The organism is Tigheibacillus halophilus, assembly GCF_042683165.1.
GTDB classification, from domain to species: Bacteria; Bacillota; Bacilli; order Bacillales; family Amphibacillaceae; genus Tigheibacillus; species Tigheibacillus halophilus.
Window position 1 is genome coordinate 1 of sequence record NZ_JBHUIZ010000004.1, and the last position, 16,847, is coordinate 16,847.

General features: G+C 43.4%; 16 protein-coding genes. 7 read left to right on the forward strand and 9 right to left on the reverse strand.

The genetic code is table 11. The features are described 5' to 3' along the window. Window positions 1–362: 362 nt before the first annotated feature. Together ACFSMW_RS05995 and ACFSMW_RS06000 are read right to left on the reverse strand one after the other, a co-directional pair. Window positions 363–953 carry a YusW family protein gene (locus ACFSMW_RS05995; RefSeq protein WP_390353957.1) on the reverse strand — a complete coding sequence of 197 codons (591 nt, stop codon included), beginning with the start codon at window positions 951–953 and terminating at the stop codon, window positions 363–365. Window positions 954–1,125: 172 nt separating this feature from the next. Continuing rightward, window positions 1,126–2,370: an MFS transporter gene (locus ACFSMW_RS06000; RefSeq protein WP_390353958.1), complete on the reverse strand. Its 1,245-nt coding sequence runs from the start codon at window positions 2,368–2,370 to the stop codon at window positions 1,126–1,128. Window positions 2,371–2,600: 230 nt separating this feature from the next. Here ACFSMW_RS06000 and ACFSMW_RS06005 point away from each other — a divergent pair, with 230 nt between their 5' ends. Continuing rightward, complete coding sequence (locus ACFSMW_RS06005; protein ID WP_390353960.1) at window positions 2,601–3,026, forward strand: MarR family winged helix-turn-helix transcriptional regulator; 426 nt, start codon at window positions 2,601–2,603, stop codon at window positions 3,024–3,026. A 39-nt stretch (window positions 3,027–3,065) separates the two neighbouring features. On the opposite strand, the gene ACFSMW_RS06010 is transcribed toward ACFSMW_RS06005, so the two are convergent. Genes ACFSMW_RS06010 through rfbA form a run of 7 tightly spaced genes read right to left on the reverse strand, consistent with a single transcriptional unit; the run spans window position 3,066 to window position 9,950 of the window. Continuing rightward, window positions 3,066–4,760, reverse strand: coding sequence for a DUF6044 family protein (locus ACFSMW_RS06010; protein WP_390353961.1), 1,695 nt, complete (start codon window positions 4,758–4,760; stop codon window positions 3,066–3,068). Beyond that, entirely contained in the window at window positions 4,720–5,844 is a 1,125-nt protein-coding gene (rffA, locus tag ACFSMW_RS06015; protein ID WP_390353963.1) for a dTDP-4-amino-4,6-dideoxygalactose transaminase, read from the reverse strand. The genes ACFSMW_RS06010 and rffA overlap by 41 nt, the downstream gene beginning before the upstream one ends. 15 nt (window positions 5,845–5,859) lie before the next feature. Next, a complete protein-coding gene (locus ACFSMW_RS06020) occupies window positions 5,860–6,225 on the reverse strand; it encodes an EamA family transporter (protein ID WP_390353964.1) in 366 nt (121 codons plus the stop codon). Then, window positions 6,225–6,914, reverse strand: a complete 690-nt coding sequence (locus ACFSMW_RS06025; protein WP_390353966.1) for a GNAT family N-acetyltransferase — start codon at window positions 6,912–6,914, stop codon at window positions 6,225–6,227. Before ACFSMW_RS06025 ends, ACFSMW_RS06020 begins: the two co-directional genes overlap by 1 nt. A gap of 38 nt (window positions 6,915–6,952) precedes the next feature. Beyond that, complete coding sequence (locus ACFSMW_RS06030; RefSeq protein ID WP_390353967.1) at window positions 6,953–7,912, reverse strand: glycosyltransferase family 2 protein; 960 nt, start codon at window positions 7,910–7,912, stop codon at window positions 6,953–6,955. A 54-nt stretch (window positions 7,913–7,966) separates the two neighbouring features. Then, entirely contained in the window at window positions 7,967–9,025 is a 1,059-nt protein-coding gene (rfbB, locus tag ACFSMW_RS06035) for a dTDP-glucose 4,6-dehydratase (protein ID WP_390353969.1), read from the reverse strand. After that, window positions 9,018–9,950: a glucose-1-phosphate thymidylyltransferase RfbA gene (gene rfbA / locus ACFSMW_RS06040; protein ID WP_390353970.1), complete on the reverse strand. Its 933-nt coding sequence runs from the start codon at window positions 9,948–9,950 to the stop codon at window positions 9,018–9,020. The genes rfbB and rfbA overlap by 8 nt, the downstream gene beginning before the upstream one ends. A gap of 396 nt (window positions 9,951–10,346) precedes the next feature. On the opposite strand from rfbA, the gene ACFSMW_RS06045 reads away from it, so the two are divergent. From ACFSMW_RS06045 to ACFSMW_RS06070, 6 genes are all read left to right on the forward strand, one after another. Then, window positions 10,347–10,901, forward strand: coding sequence for a histidine phosphatase family protein (locus ACFSMW_RS06045; RefSeq protein ID WP_390353972.1), 555 nt, complete (start codon window positions 10,347–10,349; stop codon window positions 10,899–10,901). 388 nt (window positions 10,902–11,289) lie between these two features. Beyond that, complete coding sequence (gene codB, locus ACFSMW_RS06050) at window positions 11,290–12,552, forward strand: cytosine permease (protein WP_390353994.1); 1,263 nt, start codon at window positions 11,290–11,292, stop codon at window positions 12,550–12,552. Next, entirely contained in the window at window positions 12,552–13,817 is a 1,266-nt protein-coding gene (gene codA / locus ACFSMW_RS06055; protein ID WP_390353974.1) for a cytosine deaminase, read from the forward strand. The genes codB and codA overlap by 1 nt, the downstream gene beginning before the upstream one ends. Before the next feature lie 228 nt (window positions 13,818–14,045). Beyond that, on the forward strand, window positions 14,046–14,999 hold the full coding sequence (locus ACFSMW_RS06060) for a LytTR family DNA-binding domain-containing protein (protein ID WP_390353976.1): 954 nt from the start codon (window positions 14,046–14,048) through the stop codon (window positions 14,997–14,999). Between the two features lie 155 nt (window positions 15,000–15,154). After that, window positions 15,155–16,003 carry an ABC transporter ATP-binding protein gene (locus ACFSMW_RS06065; protein WP_390353977.1) on the forward strand — a complete coding sequence of 283 codons (849 nt, stop codon included), beginning with the start codon at window positions 15,155–15,157 and terminating at the stop codon, window positions 16,001–16,003. Further along, the gene (locus ACFSMW_RS06070) at window positions 16,004–16,705 is read left to right on the forward strand and encodes an ABC transporter permease (protein ID WP_390353979.1); all 702 of its coding nucleotides are present in this window, start codon (window positions 16,004–16,006) and stop codon (window positions 16,703–16,705) included. Window positions 16,706–16,847 lie beyond the last annotated feature (142 nt).

Consider the following 16,847-nt stretch of genomic DNA (forward strand, 5'->3'; position numbering starts at 1 on the left):
TGATTATGTATTACTTCTCCTTCAGTAAGGCAATTTTGACCATCATAAACAACTTTATAGCTTTTCCCCATTGAAATATCTAAAGCCATTACTGTTCCCATTCAACTACCTCTTTCCTTTGTTTTTTATGAAAGACCTTCACTTATTCATTTCGATTCCAATTTCCTATACACGAGCTCTACGGCCCCAACATACTTAAACCTGATTCAAAAATGAAAGTGAAGAAGCCCTGTTTTTAATTCGGATTCGTAATCCCCGAGGCTTCGGTCGAGCTTTCTTTCACTTCTCACTATAACTAAAAAACAAATAGTGGGTAAGGTCACCCGTCGATGACCTTACCCACTAATCTTAGTATGTTTTTATCAATCCTCAAAAGAAAGCTTCGTACCGTCATCAAATGTGAATTCCACTTCGAACTTTTCATAATCCGATTGAAGATCGAAAGCTTTCAATACCTGGTCGATAGCATCTTGTTTTTTTGTATTTTTGTCTATATTGAGCTTCTTGGCCTTAGGATAAACACTGTTGAAAGCTTTCACATCATCACTGATATCCTCATTATGGATTTCGTCTTCGACTTCCGCTTCGATGTTGCCGTTGTCATGATGCTCAATTTCAGCTTCGTATTCCTTGTTCTTGCCATAGGAAATTTCTACTTCAATTTCTTTAAAATCGAGGTTTTTCATCATTTTTTTCATATCGTCCTGGTTCTTGGCTTCATCTGTTGAGGAAGTCCCATTGGATTCGTTATCAGAGGTGTTTTTATCATCAGACTGATTGTCATCAGCAGGTTTTTGACCATTGCCATTGTCAATATTGTCTTCCGATTTCTCGGAATTTTCCTGTGTAGAACCTTTTTCCGTTTCGTTATTGGACTGGCTATCATTTTGCCCGCATGCAGTCAGAAAGACAGCCAGCAGCAAAGCACTGCATACCGTCATAAATTTCTTCATTGTTTTATCCACCCTCCATTATTACTTTTGTTTAATAGGATTCCCAATTTTGGATGGAATAAAACGACTCAACGAGGTTCATCAAAATTATTTGAGGCGGAATAAATTGAGATAACAAATGAGAAAACCGCCTGGCTCTATGCGAAGAGCCAAGCGGTTTTTGCTTTTCTAATTAAGCGGCATGTTTGGAAACATCCACATGTTTGACATGATTATGATTGAGTACGATCACGGAAACAGCTAGAAAAACGAACACGGCACCAACAATGAATGGCACATGCGGATTGAATATTTCTGATAGTTTGCCGGCTAAGAACGGAGCAATCGCCCCTCCGAGAAAACGCAGAAAACTATATGCAGCTGAAGCGGTCGAACGCTCGACATCGGTTGCATTCATGACAGCGGTCGTAATCAATGTGTTATTATTGCCAAGCAAAGCACCAGCAAGAATCACACATGTAATCAGCAGCCACTGGGTTGAAGTGAAGATACCCATGACTGCAAGCAAAACCCCAAACAGTCCGAGCATCAGACACATGGATTTTACCGTACCGACATGCTGCTCCAATTTTGGTGCCGTGAATACGGATGTCAGAGCCAGCAGAATGCCCCAGCCGAGGAATACAAATCCAAGGCCATGTTCACCAAGACCAAGTACAAATGGTGCATATGCCAATAATGTAAAGAATCCGAAGTTATACAGTGCCGCTGATATGCCAAAAACAAGCAAAGAACGGTGTTTCAATGCACGAAATGGATCCAAAAGAGAAGTCTTTTTGACAGGGCCATTTCCTTTTTTCTCCGGTCTCACATCAGGCATGACAGAAATCAGGAAGATAAAGGCAACAACCATTAAGACAGCGACACCAAAGAAAGGTCCTCTCCATGACATGGCACCGAGCCAACCCCCGAGGAGAGGCCCTACTGAAATGCCGAGGCCGATGGCGGCTTCGTATAGAATGACTGCCTTGCCGTTACCGCTGACCGATAACGTAACAATAGCGGTCAGGGCAGTTGCTACGAATAATGCGTTGCCAAGCCCCCAGCCACCTCGCATCCCGATAATTTCCCATACACCGCTTGAGGCGCCGCCGAGTGCGGAAAAGACAGCAATGATTATGATACCGGCGAGCAAAGTTCGTTTCATACCAATACGGGAAGTGATGACACCGGTGATGAGCATCGCTATGGCCATAACCGCGTTATAGCTGGTAAACAGCAGTGTCACTTCACTCGTCGTAGCATCCAGCTGGCTGGCGATTGCGGGTAAAATGGGGTCTACTAAACCTAAACCCATGAAAGCGATAATACAGGAAAAGAAAACAGCCCAAACGGCTTTTGGCTGTTTTAGCAAGCTGGGATCGTCCTGGATACCGATCTCAGGTACTCTTTCAATAGATGATTGTTTTTGGGACATAAATTAAACTCCTTATGATAAGATTAAAAAAGACAAAATTAATTGTAACATACAAGTATATAGTTGTATATAGCAATCAATTTATTTGCTGAAAATCGAACCGCTTGGCATGTACATCTGGAAGGCGAAAGCAAATGGCATCTTCCTGCTTATATTTGCAAAAAAGTTATAGGAAGGACAATACTTGCTTAGCACGACAATAGTGGATAAGATAGTGGAGGGGTGTCCGCATGGAAGAAAACACGTTTACCACTATTGAACGGGAAATTGATAAATTTGTCCGACGGATTGTGCTATCTGAAAAAAGAAATGATAAGCTGGATCGCTCAACATATATTTTGCTGGGATTATTGCATATGCATGGCCCTGCAAGCGTTAAAACATTGGCTGATAGGCTGCGGCTGGATATTTCGACTGTCAGCAGGCAAGCTGCCGGAATGGAAAAGAAGGGGCTTGTACAAAAACTTCCCAATCCGGATGATGGCCGTTCCTATTTTTATCAAATCACTGATACCGGGTCGAAAGCTTTGCTGGAGAATCGGGCGACACGGCTAAAACGTGTCAGAAAGGCGCTAGAGGATTGGACAGAAGAAGAAAGCGCTGCATTCGGCAAACTGCTGGAAAAATATAATAAAACCGTGCAGGAAAAGCTATGATGCGAATTTGTTTTTTAAAATATGCATCATAGCTTTTTGTTATTTCACTTGATATAAATAGATCTTCCACCAACCATCTTTTTTTACAAAGCTGCGTCTGTAAGTCAGCCCTGTCTCCTCGGCATTTTCAATCGGCACTGCAGATAATACATACGCTCCGCCCATTTCTTTCAATGGACTCGTATTTAAATCCAAATGATGTATCACCCGTTTGCTTTCTTTGCCCAGCATATAGCGCTTGCCAAGTTCGCTGGAATACACATAAAGCCGCCCGCCCCAGTCATCGAAATAGCTTTTGAGCTCTTTACTCTTATCCAATTCGCCGGCAATAATGTGCCGAAAACGATGTTTATAGGAAATGGGAAAGCTGTTGTTGTATGTATCCAATGTGTATAATCCATTGTACTGAGCGATGGTTGGATGCATGCCGATACTGACAACGCGGTAAGATGCAGGGTCCTGACCGATATAATCCTTTATGTCGTCAAATTCATCCTGGGCATAAAATTGCCGGAAGCTCGGATTATGAAAAGCGGAATATTTTTCTTCCTCATTCAACTGATACAGTGTCCAGCATTGCAATATTAATAAAGCGATCATAATTGGCCGGAGAAGCTTGACCCGCCGCCACATGAACACCATGGCGAGCGCCATCATGATATACCAAGTGGGTGGATCCAAAAAATGAATTCGGCTGAAATTGAATGTATTTGCCAGTTCAAAATGATTCTTCAATAAACGCATGCCTTCCCAATACCACAGGGCATACCAAAGCGACAGCACGACATTGAGTCCGAACAGTCCAAGCAATAGCTTTGGCACCTTCCTGCTGAACACAGCTACCATCAGAGAAAGCGCGATCACAGGAATGATAATTTCTTCGTGGATAGACAAATCATGTGTATGTCCTTTGAATAAATTATGCAGAAACAACATGAATGTTCTGGAAAAATCATTGTGTCCCAGGTTGTATTCATCTCGATGCGATGTATCACCATTCCCAAAAAACATAGAGATAACCAATAAATATTCCTTTGCCAAATAGATGATGGTCATGGCAGCAATCGCAGTAAAAAAAAGCCAATTCGCTTTTTTCAACCGGATCCAGTCCACGAGCCACCAGATACCGAGCAGTCCCAAAAAGAAAATGAAAGTGAGAATGAAGCTGGAAAAAAACGGGATCAGCAATAGAAATACCCAAACATATTTCGGCGCGGCTGCTTTTTGCTTACGGATGACCAGGAAAAGGTGGAGGGCAAGCGGCAGTCCGGCGATAGACAGCATACCTGACGGCCAAAATGGTAAAATAGCAAAGCATAACGACACACCTGTGGTGAGGATCGGGACATTCCGCTCGCATAGTATATGCTTTTCGAGCAAAAGCTTCATGCCGAAGAACGCAACTAAACGCATGATGGTCTGACCGATGGCATAGGCAGCCATGGGTGGCAGCAGCGCATACAGCCAAACCATCCCGTCGAATGCTGAAGGAAGCGCACTGCGTGGCAACCCATTGATGATATTTGGAATCATGACATCTTTCAGAGTGAAAATATGACCGCTTTTTGCAAGCAATTCATACCAAACGATATTGGAATCCATATTATCATGCACACGGATATGTGCATCTTCCCCAAGTAAATAGTATGGTGAAACATAAAGAGCAATAACGATCAGGGAGAGGGTAGTCCAGCTATGATTTTTGATAAAACGCCATAATGGATTGGCATACATAAGCAATGTCCTCTTCTTTCATTCCATAGTACAAAGGCAGGCGGATCAACCTGGAGCTGTCTGCAGTCGTATAAAGATCCCTGCCGATAAATTTTCCGAATTTCCTGCCCGCCGCTGATGAATGCAGCGGCACATAATGAGTCACTGCTATGATATCTCGTTGCTTTAAAAAAGACATCAGGTTATCAGCTGTCTGTTCATCAGTTGTTTTGAGGTAGTACATATGGGCATTATTAGAACTGTATGGCGGAATGACAGGTGTTTCGAGCGATTGTAAATCTCTTAATTCGGCATCATAATGCGCCCAGGTGCGCAGCCGGTCTGCAGTGATATCGGCAGCATGTAAGAGTTGGACGGTTAAAAAAGCAGCGTTTATTTCACTTAATAAATACGAAGAGCCAATGTCGCACCAAGAATACTTGTCAACCATGCCACGCTTAAACTGCGAGCGATTTGTACCTTTTTCTTGGATGATTTCTGCACGTTCGACAGCTTTTTTGTGGTTAATCAGCAAGGCCCCGCCTTCACCGCACTGAAGATTTTTTGTATCATGGAAGCTAATCGTTCCGAAGTGGCCGATGGTCCCAAGCGGTTTTTGATGGTAAGCACTCATTAATGCTTGTGCAGCATCTTCCACAACCCATAGCTGATATTTCTCTGCCAAAGCCATGATTGCGTCCATATCACACGCCACCCCGGCATAATGCACGACGGCAATCACTTTTGTCTTTTCGGTAATCGCTGCTTCTATTTGTACCGGGTCGATATTCATCGTTTCTTTTTTCACATCGACAAATCGTATTGCAGCCCCCCTTAAGGCAAATGCGTTTGCGGTCGATACAAAGGTGTAAGAAGGCATGATCACTTCATCACCAGGGCCGGCATTGGTTAAAATAGCAGCCATTTCTAATGCAGCAGTACAAGAGGGAGTCAGCAAGGCACGCTGTGTTCCCAGATGCTTCTCCAGCCATCCGCTCGCTTTTTTGGAAAAAGGACCGTTGCCAGACATGCTGCCGCTTTGAATCGCTTCTTGTACTGCCTGATATTCTTCTCCAATGACACAGGGTTTGTTAAACATAATCATCGTTGTTCCCCCCGATTATAAAGATTGACTTGTCACAAGGATGCCCAGCACAATCAAAGTGAGTCCAAGAACCTTTTGAATGGTCACAGGATCCTGAAATAGAAAAATTGACAAAATGAACACGAGCACAAAAGACAAGCTCATAAATGGATATGCATAACTGATGTCGAATTTGCTCATGGCAGCCATCCAGAACAAGGAAGCAATAAAGGCGGAGAGAAATCCGGAAAGGACAATCGGGTTCATCAACAGCTTTGCCATAAAGAAGAGTTTGCCAAATGTCTCATCAGGCAACGCGCCAGCCTTGTCCACCTGCCATTTTAATACAAGCTGCCCATATACGGTAAAGAAAATAGTTGCGAAAATATACGCATAGCCCATCAAGATGCCCCCGCCGGTTCTGGCCCATTCAATTTATGGTACACATCGACTGTATTTTTCAATCTGAAGCCCAAAGAATAGAATAAGTTCAAGGAGGCCACATTAGCTGCGGAAATCGATGTGCGCAATTCTTCATATCCTTTGTCGAAAAGTAATTGACAGCATTGGCTTGTCAATGTTTTTGCCAGCCCTTTATGACGAAATTCTTCGTGCATGCCGAGTAATAAAACATGATTTCCAGAAAACCCGAAAAAACCTGCCAGTTTATTGTGTACGTACAAGGCCAAAATTTCTTTGCGATCATGCAAGTCCCTTACCCAATTCATATAGCGTAAATCAGCCAATTGGTTAGGAATATGAAAATCACGATGAAAACGGCCATGCATGAAAGCTTGATTGGCGATAGTGAACACTGCATCGGCATGATAGTCTTGAGAGACAGATATGCCTGTCTTTTCCAGCAGCAGAAAATCCTCCTGCTTGCAAACTGGCTCCATCAAAGTATCCATATAATAGAATCCGTGCTGAATCAACGGACGCGGGTTCTCCAGAGGCGGCACCTTGATGGTGAAATGCCCCTTGATTTTATCTGCAGCTTCCAGTGCCACATCGTGCATGGAGGTGATTTCATACGTATCAATTCCGAAGTTACGTTTATCCCACGGCGTTGCTTGCAAATAATCCGGCATTGTTCATTCCCCTTTCATTTGAAAATCGTTGTTATAAGTCAATCGTTTTTCCTTAGTCCATTTTCATTGGTCATTTCCTTAATCAAATACAGGGGTCTCCCTTTTGTTTCATTAAACACTTTGCCGATATAAAGTCCAAGAATGCCAAGATTGGAAAATAACAGGCCGCCAAGGAAATAGATAGAGACCATGACACTTGTCCAGCCATGTACTGGCTGATTTAAAAAGAAGTATCGGACAAATAAGTATATCCCGTAAAGCAATGAAATCAGTGATATAAAGAAACCGAACTGGATAGACAATCTTAACGGTTTGTTGGATTGCGAAATAATGGTATCCGTTGCCAGCATCACTAGTTTTCGTATGTTATAGGATGATTGGCCTTGTTTCCTTACACAGTGTTCAACATTGATCGTTGCTGTGGCGAAGCCCATCCACTGAATGAACAAGGGGAAATTACGGTTTTGCTCACGCATGCTGCGAAAACCATCCACAACCTTTTTATTGCTGATGCTGTAATTGGCAATCATATGATCCGAAGAACGTTCCGTGAAATAATCAAAGATCTTGTAAAAGAGCTGGGATCCTTTACGTTTTAGCCACTTATCCTGACGTTTGTAGCGTTTCCCAAAGACAATGTCATATCCTTCCAAAGCTTTACGGTACAATCTGTCAATCTCCTCCGGCTTGTCCTGCAAATCGCAGTCCATGACAACAACCCAGTCGCCCGCTGCATGGTCGATCCCTGCGGTAATGGCGCGGTGCTGACCGAAATTGCGTGCAAAGTTGATACCCTTGATGCGCGTGTCCCGACTGCTCATTTCATCAATCAAGTCCCAGGCTCCATCCGGACTGGCATCATTGATAAAAATCAATTCCAGTCGGGCTGGTATTTTGTCTACCGTTTCTGTTACACGATGCGCGAGTTCCTTCAAACAAGTTCTGCACCCGTAAACAGGCACCACCACAGAAATCAGCGGTATATCATTAACAGACATTGAAACATCACCACCTACATATAATGCGGGGACAACCCCACCGTTCTATCCCTTTCATGCGTTAGTGCTTCGGGGGACAGCCTCCATTGCTTCCAGATACCATGCGACTGTTTGGCGAATGCCTTGCTGGAAGTCCGTTTGAGGCTGCCATCCCAGAGCGGTGCGAATTTTGCTGTCATCCACTGCATACCTGCGATCATGTCCCTGTCTGTCCGCTGTATAGGTGATTAAATCTTGAAAACTCTTTTTTCCAGACCTTGCAAGCAGTTCCGGATGGAGTTCGTCCAGGATGTGGCACACTGTTGTAGCAATATCGATATTGGTACGTTCATTATTTCCGCCAACATTATAAGTTTCCAGTCGTCTGCCATGATGAAAAATCAAATCAAGTGCCTGTACGTGGTCCTCCACATAAATCCAATCCCGGATATTTTCCCCGTCCCCGTAAATCGGTATCGGCTCCAAAGAAAGAGCTTTGAAAATGATGGTCGGAATGAGTTTCTCGCGGTGCTGCCTTGGACCATAATTATTGGAACAGCTGGAAATGATCGTATTCATGCCATACGTATGAGCAAAGCTATTGACCAGCAAGTTGGCACCAGCCTTGGAGGCACTATAAGGATTACGGGGCGCATAAGGTGTTTCTTCTGTAAATTTTCCTGTGCTTCCTAAGGAACCATAAATTTCATCTGTGGAAACTTGGTGAAAGCGCCGCTCGCTTAACACACCTTTTTTCTCCCAATCCTGTTTGGCTGCCTGCAACAGTACAGTAGTTCCAAGCAGATTCGTTTCCACGAATTGCTTCGCATCTTTGATGGAACGGTCAACATGGGATTCGGCGGCAAGATGGATCACACCATGTATGTCGAAATCGGAAAATAACTGGGAAACGACTTGCTCATCAGCAATATCTCCCTTTACAAAATGATAATTCGCTCGTCGTTCTACCGGTGCAAGATTGTCAAGCGCTCCAGCATACGTCAGCTTATCGAGATTGACAATCTGGTAACTTGGATATTTCTCGACCATATACAAAACAAAATTGGAACCGATGAATCCCGCACCACCTGTAATGAGCAATGCGGGTTTTTCTGCAGTCTTATTCTCAGTCATTTTCCACCAGTCCTAACATTGGTTTATGCACCATTTCCTCCCAGTATTGCTCGGTATGCTTTCGACTGGCAATGTCAATCAGATACTGCCCATAATCCGTTTTCACCATCGCTTTTCCTTTTTCGTACAACTTATCCTTTGAGATATAGCCCATGTAATATGCGATTTCTTCCAGGCATGCAACTTTGAAGCCTTGCCGATCCTGTATGTTTTTAACAAATTCGGATGCTTCGAACAAAGAATCATGGGTTCCGGCGTCCATCCAGGCAAACCCGCGACCTAAGAGCTGGACATCCAGTTCATCGCGCTTTAAGTATTCTTTATTTAAATCGGTAACTTCCAGTTCACCGCGCTTGGAAAAAGAAAGTTTTCTTGCAAAGTCAACTGCTCGATGGTCGTAAATATATAGCCCAGTAACAGCAAAGTCAGATCTTGGATTTTTCGGCTTTTCCTCGATAGAGAGTACGTGTTGCTGGTGGTCGAATTCCACCACGCCGAATCTGTCCGGATCCTTCACGCGGTATCCAAAAACGGTGGCATGCTTATGTTTTGCTAACGCCTCACGGAACAATGTCGTGAATCCTTGCCCATAAAAAAGGTTATCGCCGAGAATCAATGTGACATCATCTTTTCCGATAAAATCTTCCGCAAGCAAGAATGCCTCCGGAATACCCTTTGGTTCAGTCTGTTCTTTATAAAAAATAGAAATTCCGAGCTCGCTCCCGTCTCCCAGCAGCTCTTGAAATCGCGGCAAATCCTGTGGTGTGCTGATGATCATGATGTCTTTCAGACCGCCTAGCATCAATATGGAAAGTGGGTAATAAATCATTGGCTTGTCATAAACGGCGAGAAGATGCTTGTTGATGCTGTCTGTACTGGGTGAAAGCCTTGTTCCGCTTCCGCCGGCAAGTATAATTCCTTTCATGTGAAGTCCTCCTCCGGTAACCAAGTGGAAAAGCAAAAATGAAAAAACCTATCTTAGTTTGTTATTGCCATTTTTATCTAAAAATAATCTTACAATTTGATTGCAGGAGGGATAGGGGGAGTTGAATGTTGATTGTTTACATCGTTGCTTATGGCGGAGCAGAGGTTTTACTTATTTTATCGAGGCTTAATTTGCTACTTTGGATGCTTTACTTGTGATATATGCTCCTTTACTCTTCAAAACGCACTTTATCATGCCAATTGCCGGCAAGTTCTGCTCCTGTCAGCATATGGACAGTTATTCACGTCCGGCTAAGTAACCATTGACATGATGGCACATTGTATTAACCTGGATACAGGTATCGACTCATATATGACATTTGGAGGGGAAAAAAACGTGGGTAAACAAATATTACTAGTCCGCCATTGTGAGGCAGAAAGTCAAGCGGTTGAGGCCCCATTGACCAAAAAAGGGAAGCGGCAGGCGCAGCAGTTAAAATTATTTTTAAAAAATCATTCGATTGACCGCATCATTTCCAGCCCTAGCACGCGAGCAATACAATCCACCGAACCATTTGCACAAGATATGTCTATACAAATTGAAACAGATGAGCGTTTATTAGAAAGAGTGCTAAGTACGAAAGATATGACCAATTGGATGGAAAAGTTGCGAAATAGCTTCGATGCCATGGATTTGGCTTATCATGGCGGAGAATCGGGGACTGAAGCGACAAAGCGTGCTATGAAGGTTATAGAGGAACTGTGGGGAGATGGTAATCTTGCGACTGTGATTGTAACACATGGTAACTTGCTGGCGCTTTTGATTAAGCATTACCAATCATCATTTGGTTTTGACGACTGGAGGCGGCTTTCCAACCCGGACATGTACAGGCTGGCTCAACACAGAGAGGAAGTATCCATCCAACGTTTATGGGAGGAAATAGACTCATAGGATGGGCAGTGCAAAAGTCAGTCTTGTCTTTCATCGTGGTTGACAATCCTCCTTTATTCTGACATAATGATCTCAATTGAATTGGTACCTTTAATTCAGCCCTGTGAGGCTGGCAAGGACAGCGGAAATTTTTGTTTCGGTTAACGACCATGCAGGAAGACAGGTGTATTCCACCTGCACCTGCCTGCTGGTAATCGGGCAAAACAGGCTACTTGCCATCTACATGGCAGCTAGCCTGTTTTTTTTATGGCAAGAGGACCGTGATGGCAAATCCAATTTTCCAACTAAACGAATTGGTACCAGTTTGTATAAAAAATTTGACGGACTGGGGGGAAGGTGGAATTTGAATTGCTGCTGCATATATGGGCAATTTAAAACCGCGTTACACATGGATAAAGAATTTTCATTATCAGCAGTACCACAGACATATCGCAAAAGTTTCTGGAATATGCTGGTTGTCATGCTTGGGTTGACATTTTTTTCCGCAAGTATGTGGTCGGGAGGCACACTTGGTGAGGGACTGACATTCTGGCAATTCATCGGTATCATTCTGCTCGGTAACCTGATTTTAGGTGCATATACGGGGGCTCTGGCATATATGGCAGCTAAAACAGGGTTATCTACCCATTTGCTGGCTCGCTATGTATTCGGAGAAAAAGGATCTTATCTGCCTTCATTTTTGCTTGCAACGACGCAAATCGGATGGTTTGGTGTAGGTGTGGCCATGTTTGCTGTTCCGGTTCACAAAGTAACAGGAATTGACATATATTTGCTGATTGGGATTTTTGGCATCGCTATGTCACTGAGCGCATATTTCGGGATGAAGGCATTGGCGATTATCAGCTTCATCGCTGTGCCGCTGATTGCCTGGCTTGGTACGACCTCGATGTTTAAAGCAGCAGATGCAATGGGAGGCTGGCACAGCCTGTTCAATTATACCCCCACAAACAACATTGGTTTGGCAGCAGCGCTGACGATCTGTATCGGCTCCTTTATCAGTGCTGGAACCTTGACTCCGGATTTCACCCGTTTTGCAAAAACGAAAAAATCAGCGGTTGGCGCGACTGTGATTGCTTTTTTCATCGGTAATTCGCTTATGTTTTTATTTGGTGCAGTCGGTGCGATCGCAACAGGCAAATCAGATATTTCGGAAGTGATGTTTCTACAGGGATTGATCATTCCTGCTATCATTGTTCTTGGGTTGAATATTTGGACGACGAATGATAATGCTTTGTATGCTTCCGGACTGGGAATCTCGAACATTACGAAAATACCAAAGCAAAAAATCGTGATTTTTAATGGTATTGCCGGAACACTCGCTGCCATGTGGCTGTATAACAACTTTGTCAGCTGGCTGGATTTGCTCGGAACAGCCCTCCCGCCAATCGGTGCTATCATTCTTGCTGATTATTTCATCGTCAAGAGGGGCAAATATCAAGCGTTTGAGAAAATGAATTTTCAGGCAGTCAACTGGATCGCCATTACTGCTTGGGTATCTGGCGCCGCAGCTGCGAACTTTTTGCCAGGAATCGCACCAATTAACGCACTTGTTACAGCGGCATTGGTTCATGTTGCAGTATCCATCGCCACAGCACGATTATATAGAGAGAAACACGTAGCCGTATCAGAAATAGAAAAGGTGGGTCAATAATGCTCGTTACAAACGCAAAACTTCGAGGTGAAGATGGTCATTGGAATATAACTGTCAAGAATGATTTGATCGCAAATATCACTCGGGACACCATCAAGTCCGAAAATGAAGAAATAATTGATGCAAAAGGGCAGTTGGTGCTGTCACCGTTCATCGAACCACACATCCACCTGGACTCTGCCTTAACAGCAGGTGAACCAGCATGGAATCAAAGCGGCACATTGTTCGAAGGGATTCAACGCTGGTCGGAACGTAAACAGACGCTTACAGAAGCGGACGTGAAATCCCGTGCAGTGAAAGCTCTAAAAATGCAAATCGCCCAAGGTATCCAGCATGTGCGTACACATGTGGATGTAACGGATCCGAGTTTGACTGCTTTAAAAGCTTTATTGGAAGTAAAGGAAGAACTGAAGGATTTTGTGGATTTGCAGCTTGTCGCTTTTCCGCAGGAGGGCATCCTTTCCTATCCCAATGGTGCTGAACTGCTGGAGGAAGCGTTGAAAATGGGGGCCGATGCTGTCGGTGGTATTCCACATTTCGAGTTTACGAGAGAGTATGGTGTGAAATCATTAGAGATTGCCTTTGATCTTGCGGAAAAATATGACCGGCTTATCGACATCCACTGTGATGAAATTGATGATGAACAATCACGATTTGTGGAGGTAGTTGCTGCAGAAGCATATAAACGCGGACTCGGAAAACGTACTACTGCCAGTCACACCACAGCGATGGGATCCTACAATGATGCGTATACATCTAAACTGTTCCGTTTGCTGAAGCTATCGGAAATCAATTTCATCTCCAACCCACTGGTCAATATGCATTTGCAAGGCCGTTTTGACACTTATCCGAAACGTCGCGGTCTGACACGGGTGAAGGAATTGCTTGATGCCGACATGAATGTCTGCTTCGGCCATGATGATATTTTTGATCCATGGTATCCACTTGGCACCGGCAATATGCTGCAAGTATTGCAGATGGGCATCCATGCCAGCCAGTTGATGGGTTATGAAGAGATCACGAACGCGATTGATTTAGTCACTGCCAACAGTGCAAAAACATTGCATATCACAAATCATTATGGCATGGAGGCAGGCAAGCCCGCCAACTTCATGATTATGGGCGCCATAGATGAATATGAAGTTGTCCGAAAGCAGGCTTCAGTCTTGTATTCCATCCGAAATGGAAAAGTGATTGCCCAAACGAGACCTAGTGAAACAACTATTGACCTGGGGGAAAAAGAACAGATCGATTTTGATAGATAATAAATAGAGAAAAAGGTGAATAGTGGAAGGGCAAAGCGATACAGTTTGATTTGTATCGTTTTTTCCTATATCAAAGAGACAGATGAAGGTGCCACAATTTGCTTGCTAAACTGCCGATGTTTCCATAAAGCTTGGCAAGCTGGCAAAAAGTTATTTCAATTCCTTCTTCTTTTTCATACAATAAATACATGAACAATACCATTGGATTACATACTTAGGAGAATGTATATGATTGTGCTGAATATCGAACAAGAGGCAGCATCTGATACCCTGCTGCCAGCATGTAAGATAGATATTGATGAATCACAGGTGAAATCCATATATAGTGATGTAGACCTTCAAGCAGGGCTTGCCGGGGCGTTGCAGAAGAACACTGATGTAACCTTTTTTGACTATAATGAGGGGTTGTATGAGCGGATATCTGTTCAGGATAACATCAAATTTTATCATCGGTGGTTCGGCTGTAAGATGCCGCTCCCTGAAGTGCTTGTCATGTTCCAACTGCAAAATTGTACCAAAAAAACCTTGCAGCGATGCAGCGATTCTGAAATCTGCAGGGTATATTATGCCAAACATTACATGAGAGGTGCCCAACTGAACGTGTTCCAGGAGCCAATCAATCGTGTGGATATACTGACAATCAATACATTCATCAATATGGTTAACCAGATGATGATAGAAAAAAGATCTGTACTTCTGCTTGTTACCAGTATGGAGCATGCGCTGCTGCTTAGTGACGACGCATATCATTTACATGAGCAAGGATTGCTTCAGTTGGAAGTAGACAAGGAAACGTCTGAACAAGAGGAAGCAAAAACAAGACCAACCAGCTTAACAGTGGAAAAACTATTTAAAATTCCCGCAAAAGTTGGGGAAAAAGTGATTTTGTTTGACCCGACTGAGATTGATTATATTGAGAGTCAAGAGGGAAAGGCCTTCATTATCATCAACAATGATTCTTTTGCACTTGACTTGACATTGGCGGAAATCGAAAAGAAATTAGAGCTTTACGGTTTTTATCGGTGTCACCGCTCTTACATTGTCAACTTGCAAAAAGTCAGGGAAATCATTACATGGTCCAAAAATACATATTCATTAAAAATCAATAATAAAGTGCAAGCCACCATTCCATTATCACGGACGAAGCTGCAGGCCATCCATGAAATATTCAACCTGAAATAAGTACATTTAACCCTATATACTTGAAAAACACGAGCAATTTTCAGCCCGGAAAGAGTACAGTTCAGCTGCAATGACACACATCTCACCTTGATATGACTGCGTTCATTGGAAATATCCTATATGATGCAGGCAGATTGGCAGGGGAGGATTTGCAAATGGGAAATATCATTGAAGTGAAGGGTTTGCGAAAAAATTTTGGCAGGAAAAATGCGATTAACGGTGTGGATTTTTCGGTGAAAGAGGGAGAGATTTTTGGCCTGCTTGGACCAAGCGGAGCAGGGAAAACAACTATGATTAAATTGCTCACAGGGGAGCTTGTAAAAACAGACGGTGACATTCAGGTGCTTGGGAAACAGCCGGTTCACTTTCGAACTGCAGCCTTTAAAGCACAAATTGGCATATTATCTGATAACAGCTCTTTATATGAGCGGCTGACAGTTTATGATAATTTGAAATTATTTTGCAAGCTGTATCATGTTCCATTAAGCCGGATAGATGAAATGCTGACACAGGTCAATATGAAGGAAGAGAAGAAAAAAATTTTTTCCAAGCTCTCAAAAGGGATGAAGCAGCGTGTCTTATTGGCGAAGGCATTGATACACCGGCCAAAGCTTGTTTTTCTGGATGAACCGACATCTGCATTGGACCCAGGCAATATCGCGCATATACATCGTGGGCTGCAACTATTGAATGAAGCAGGCACAACCATTTTCCTGAATACGCATGATATGGAAGAGGCAAATGTCTTGTGTGATCGTGTCGCATTTTTGCATCATGGTCAGCTGCAGGAACTGGATACCCCGGAGAATCTGCGATATAGATATTCTACACATGCATTCCATGTAGAAACATTCAAAGGTGAAAGATTGATTATTGAGAACGGCGAAAGCAATGCCGATAAAATTGCCAGCTTGATCAGGAACGGAGTGGTCAAGTCGATGCACACAGATAACCCGACGCTGGGGCAGATTTTTCTCCAGGTTACCGGAAAGGAGCTGGTTTGAATGAACGTACAACGTATCCAGGCCATTTTTGAGAAAGATATGAAGGATTTTATGAAAAATACCATGATGTTGTTTACCCCAATCATACCTGTCATACTGGCAGTCTTATATAGCCGTATGGGGGAAGCGACAGATGAAGCAATGCCGTTGATGATCATCTATATAGTCGTCGGCATTACATTTTCAGCAGTTACTACTGGAGCGATGATGATGCTGATGGCAGAAGAGAACGAAAAGAAGACACTGCGCGGGCTGATGCTCTCGCCGGCATCTTTTATGGATATCATTATCGGTAAAAGCCTGGCGACAACACTTCTGACTGTAGTCAGTCTCTTGATTTCACTGCTCATTATGGGAAGTGGCGCATTACTGAATCTGCAAGCAATCATTGGTCTGTTTTTGTTGTTTTTTTTCTTCTTGTTCCTGGGTGTCGGTATCGGTTTGTTTGTCAAAACAGTTGGAATCACGACTGCATATCTGATGCCGATTATGTTCGTTTTCGGATTTACACCGATGATTGATTTTCTAGGCTTTGCAAAAGACAGCCTGACAGTGAGAATAGCCAACATCCTGCCAATCCCGCAATTGATCGAGATGGGTCATTCACGCTCCTGGATGCCGATTCTCTGGGTGGGCATATGGATGCTTGCAGCGGCCATTTTCTCCTTTATTTGTTATAAAAAAGTGAGAACGGATGAATAGAAAGAATGCTCCTGTTATGCCTGGCATCAACGGGATCATTCTTTTGTTTTGGTTTTGTTGCTAGTCAAAATTCAAATATAAATGACCGCTTTATCACTTGATGGCCGTGCCAGGGGAGTATTTTGTGTGCAGGTAAATGAAC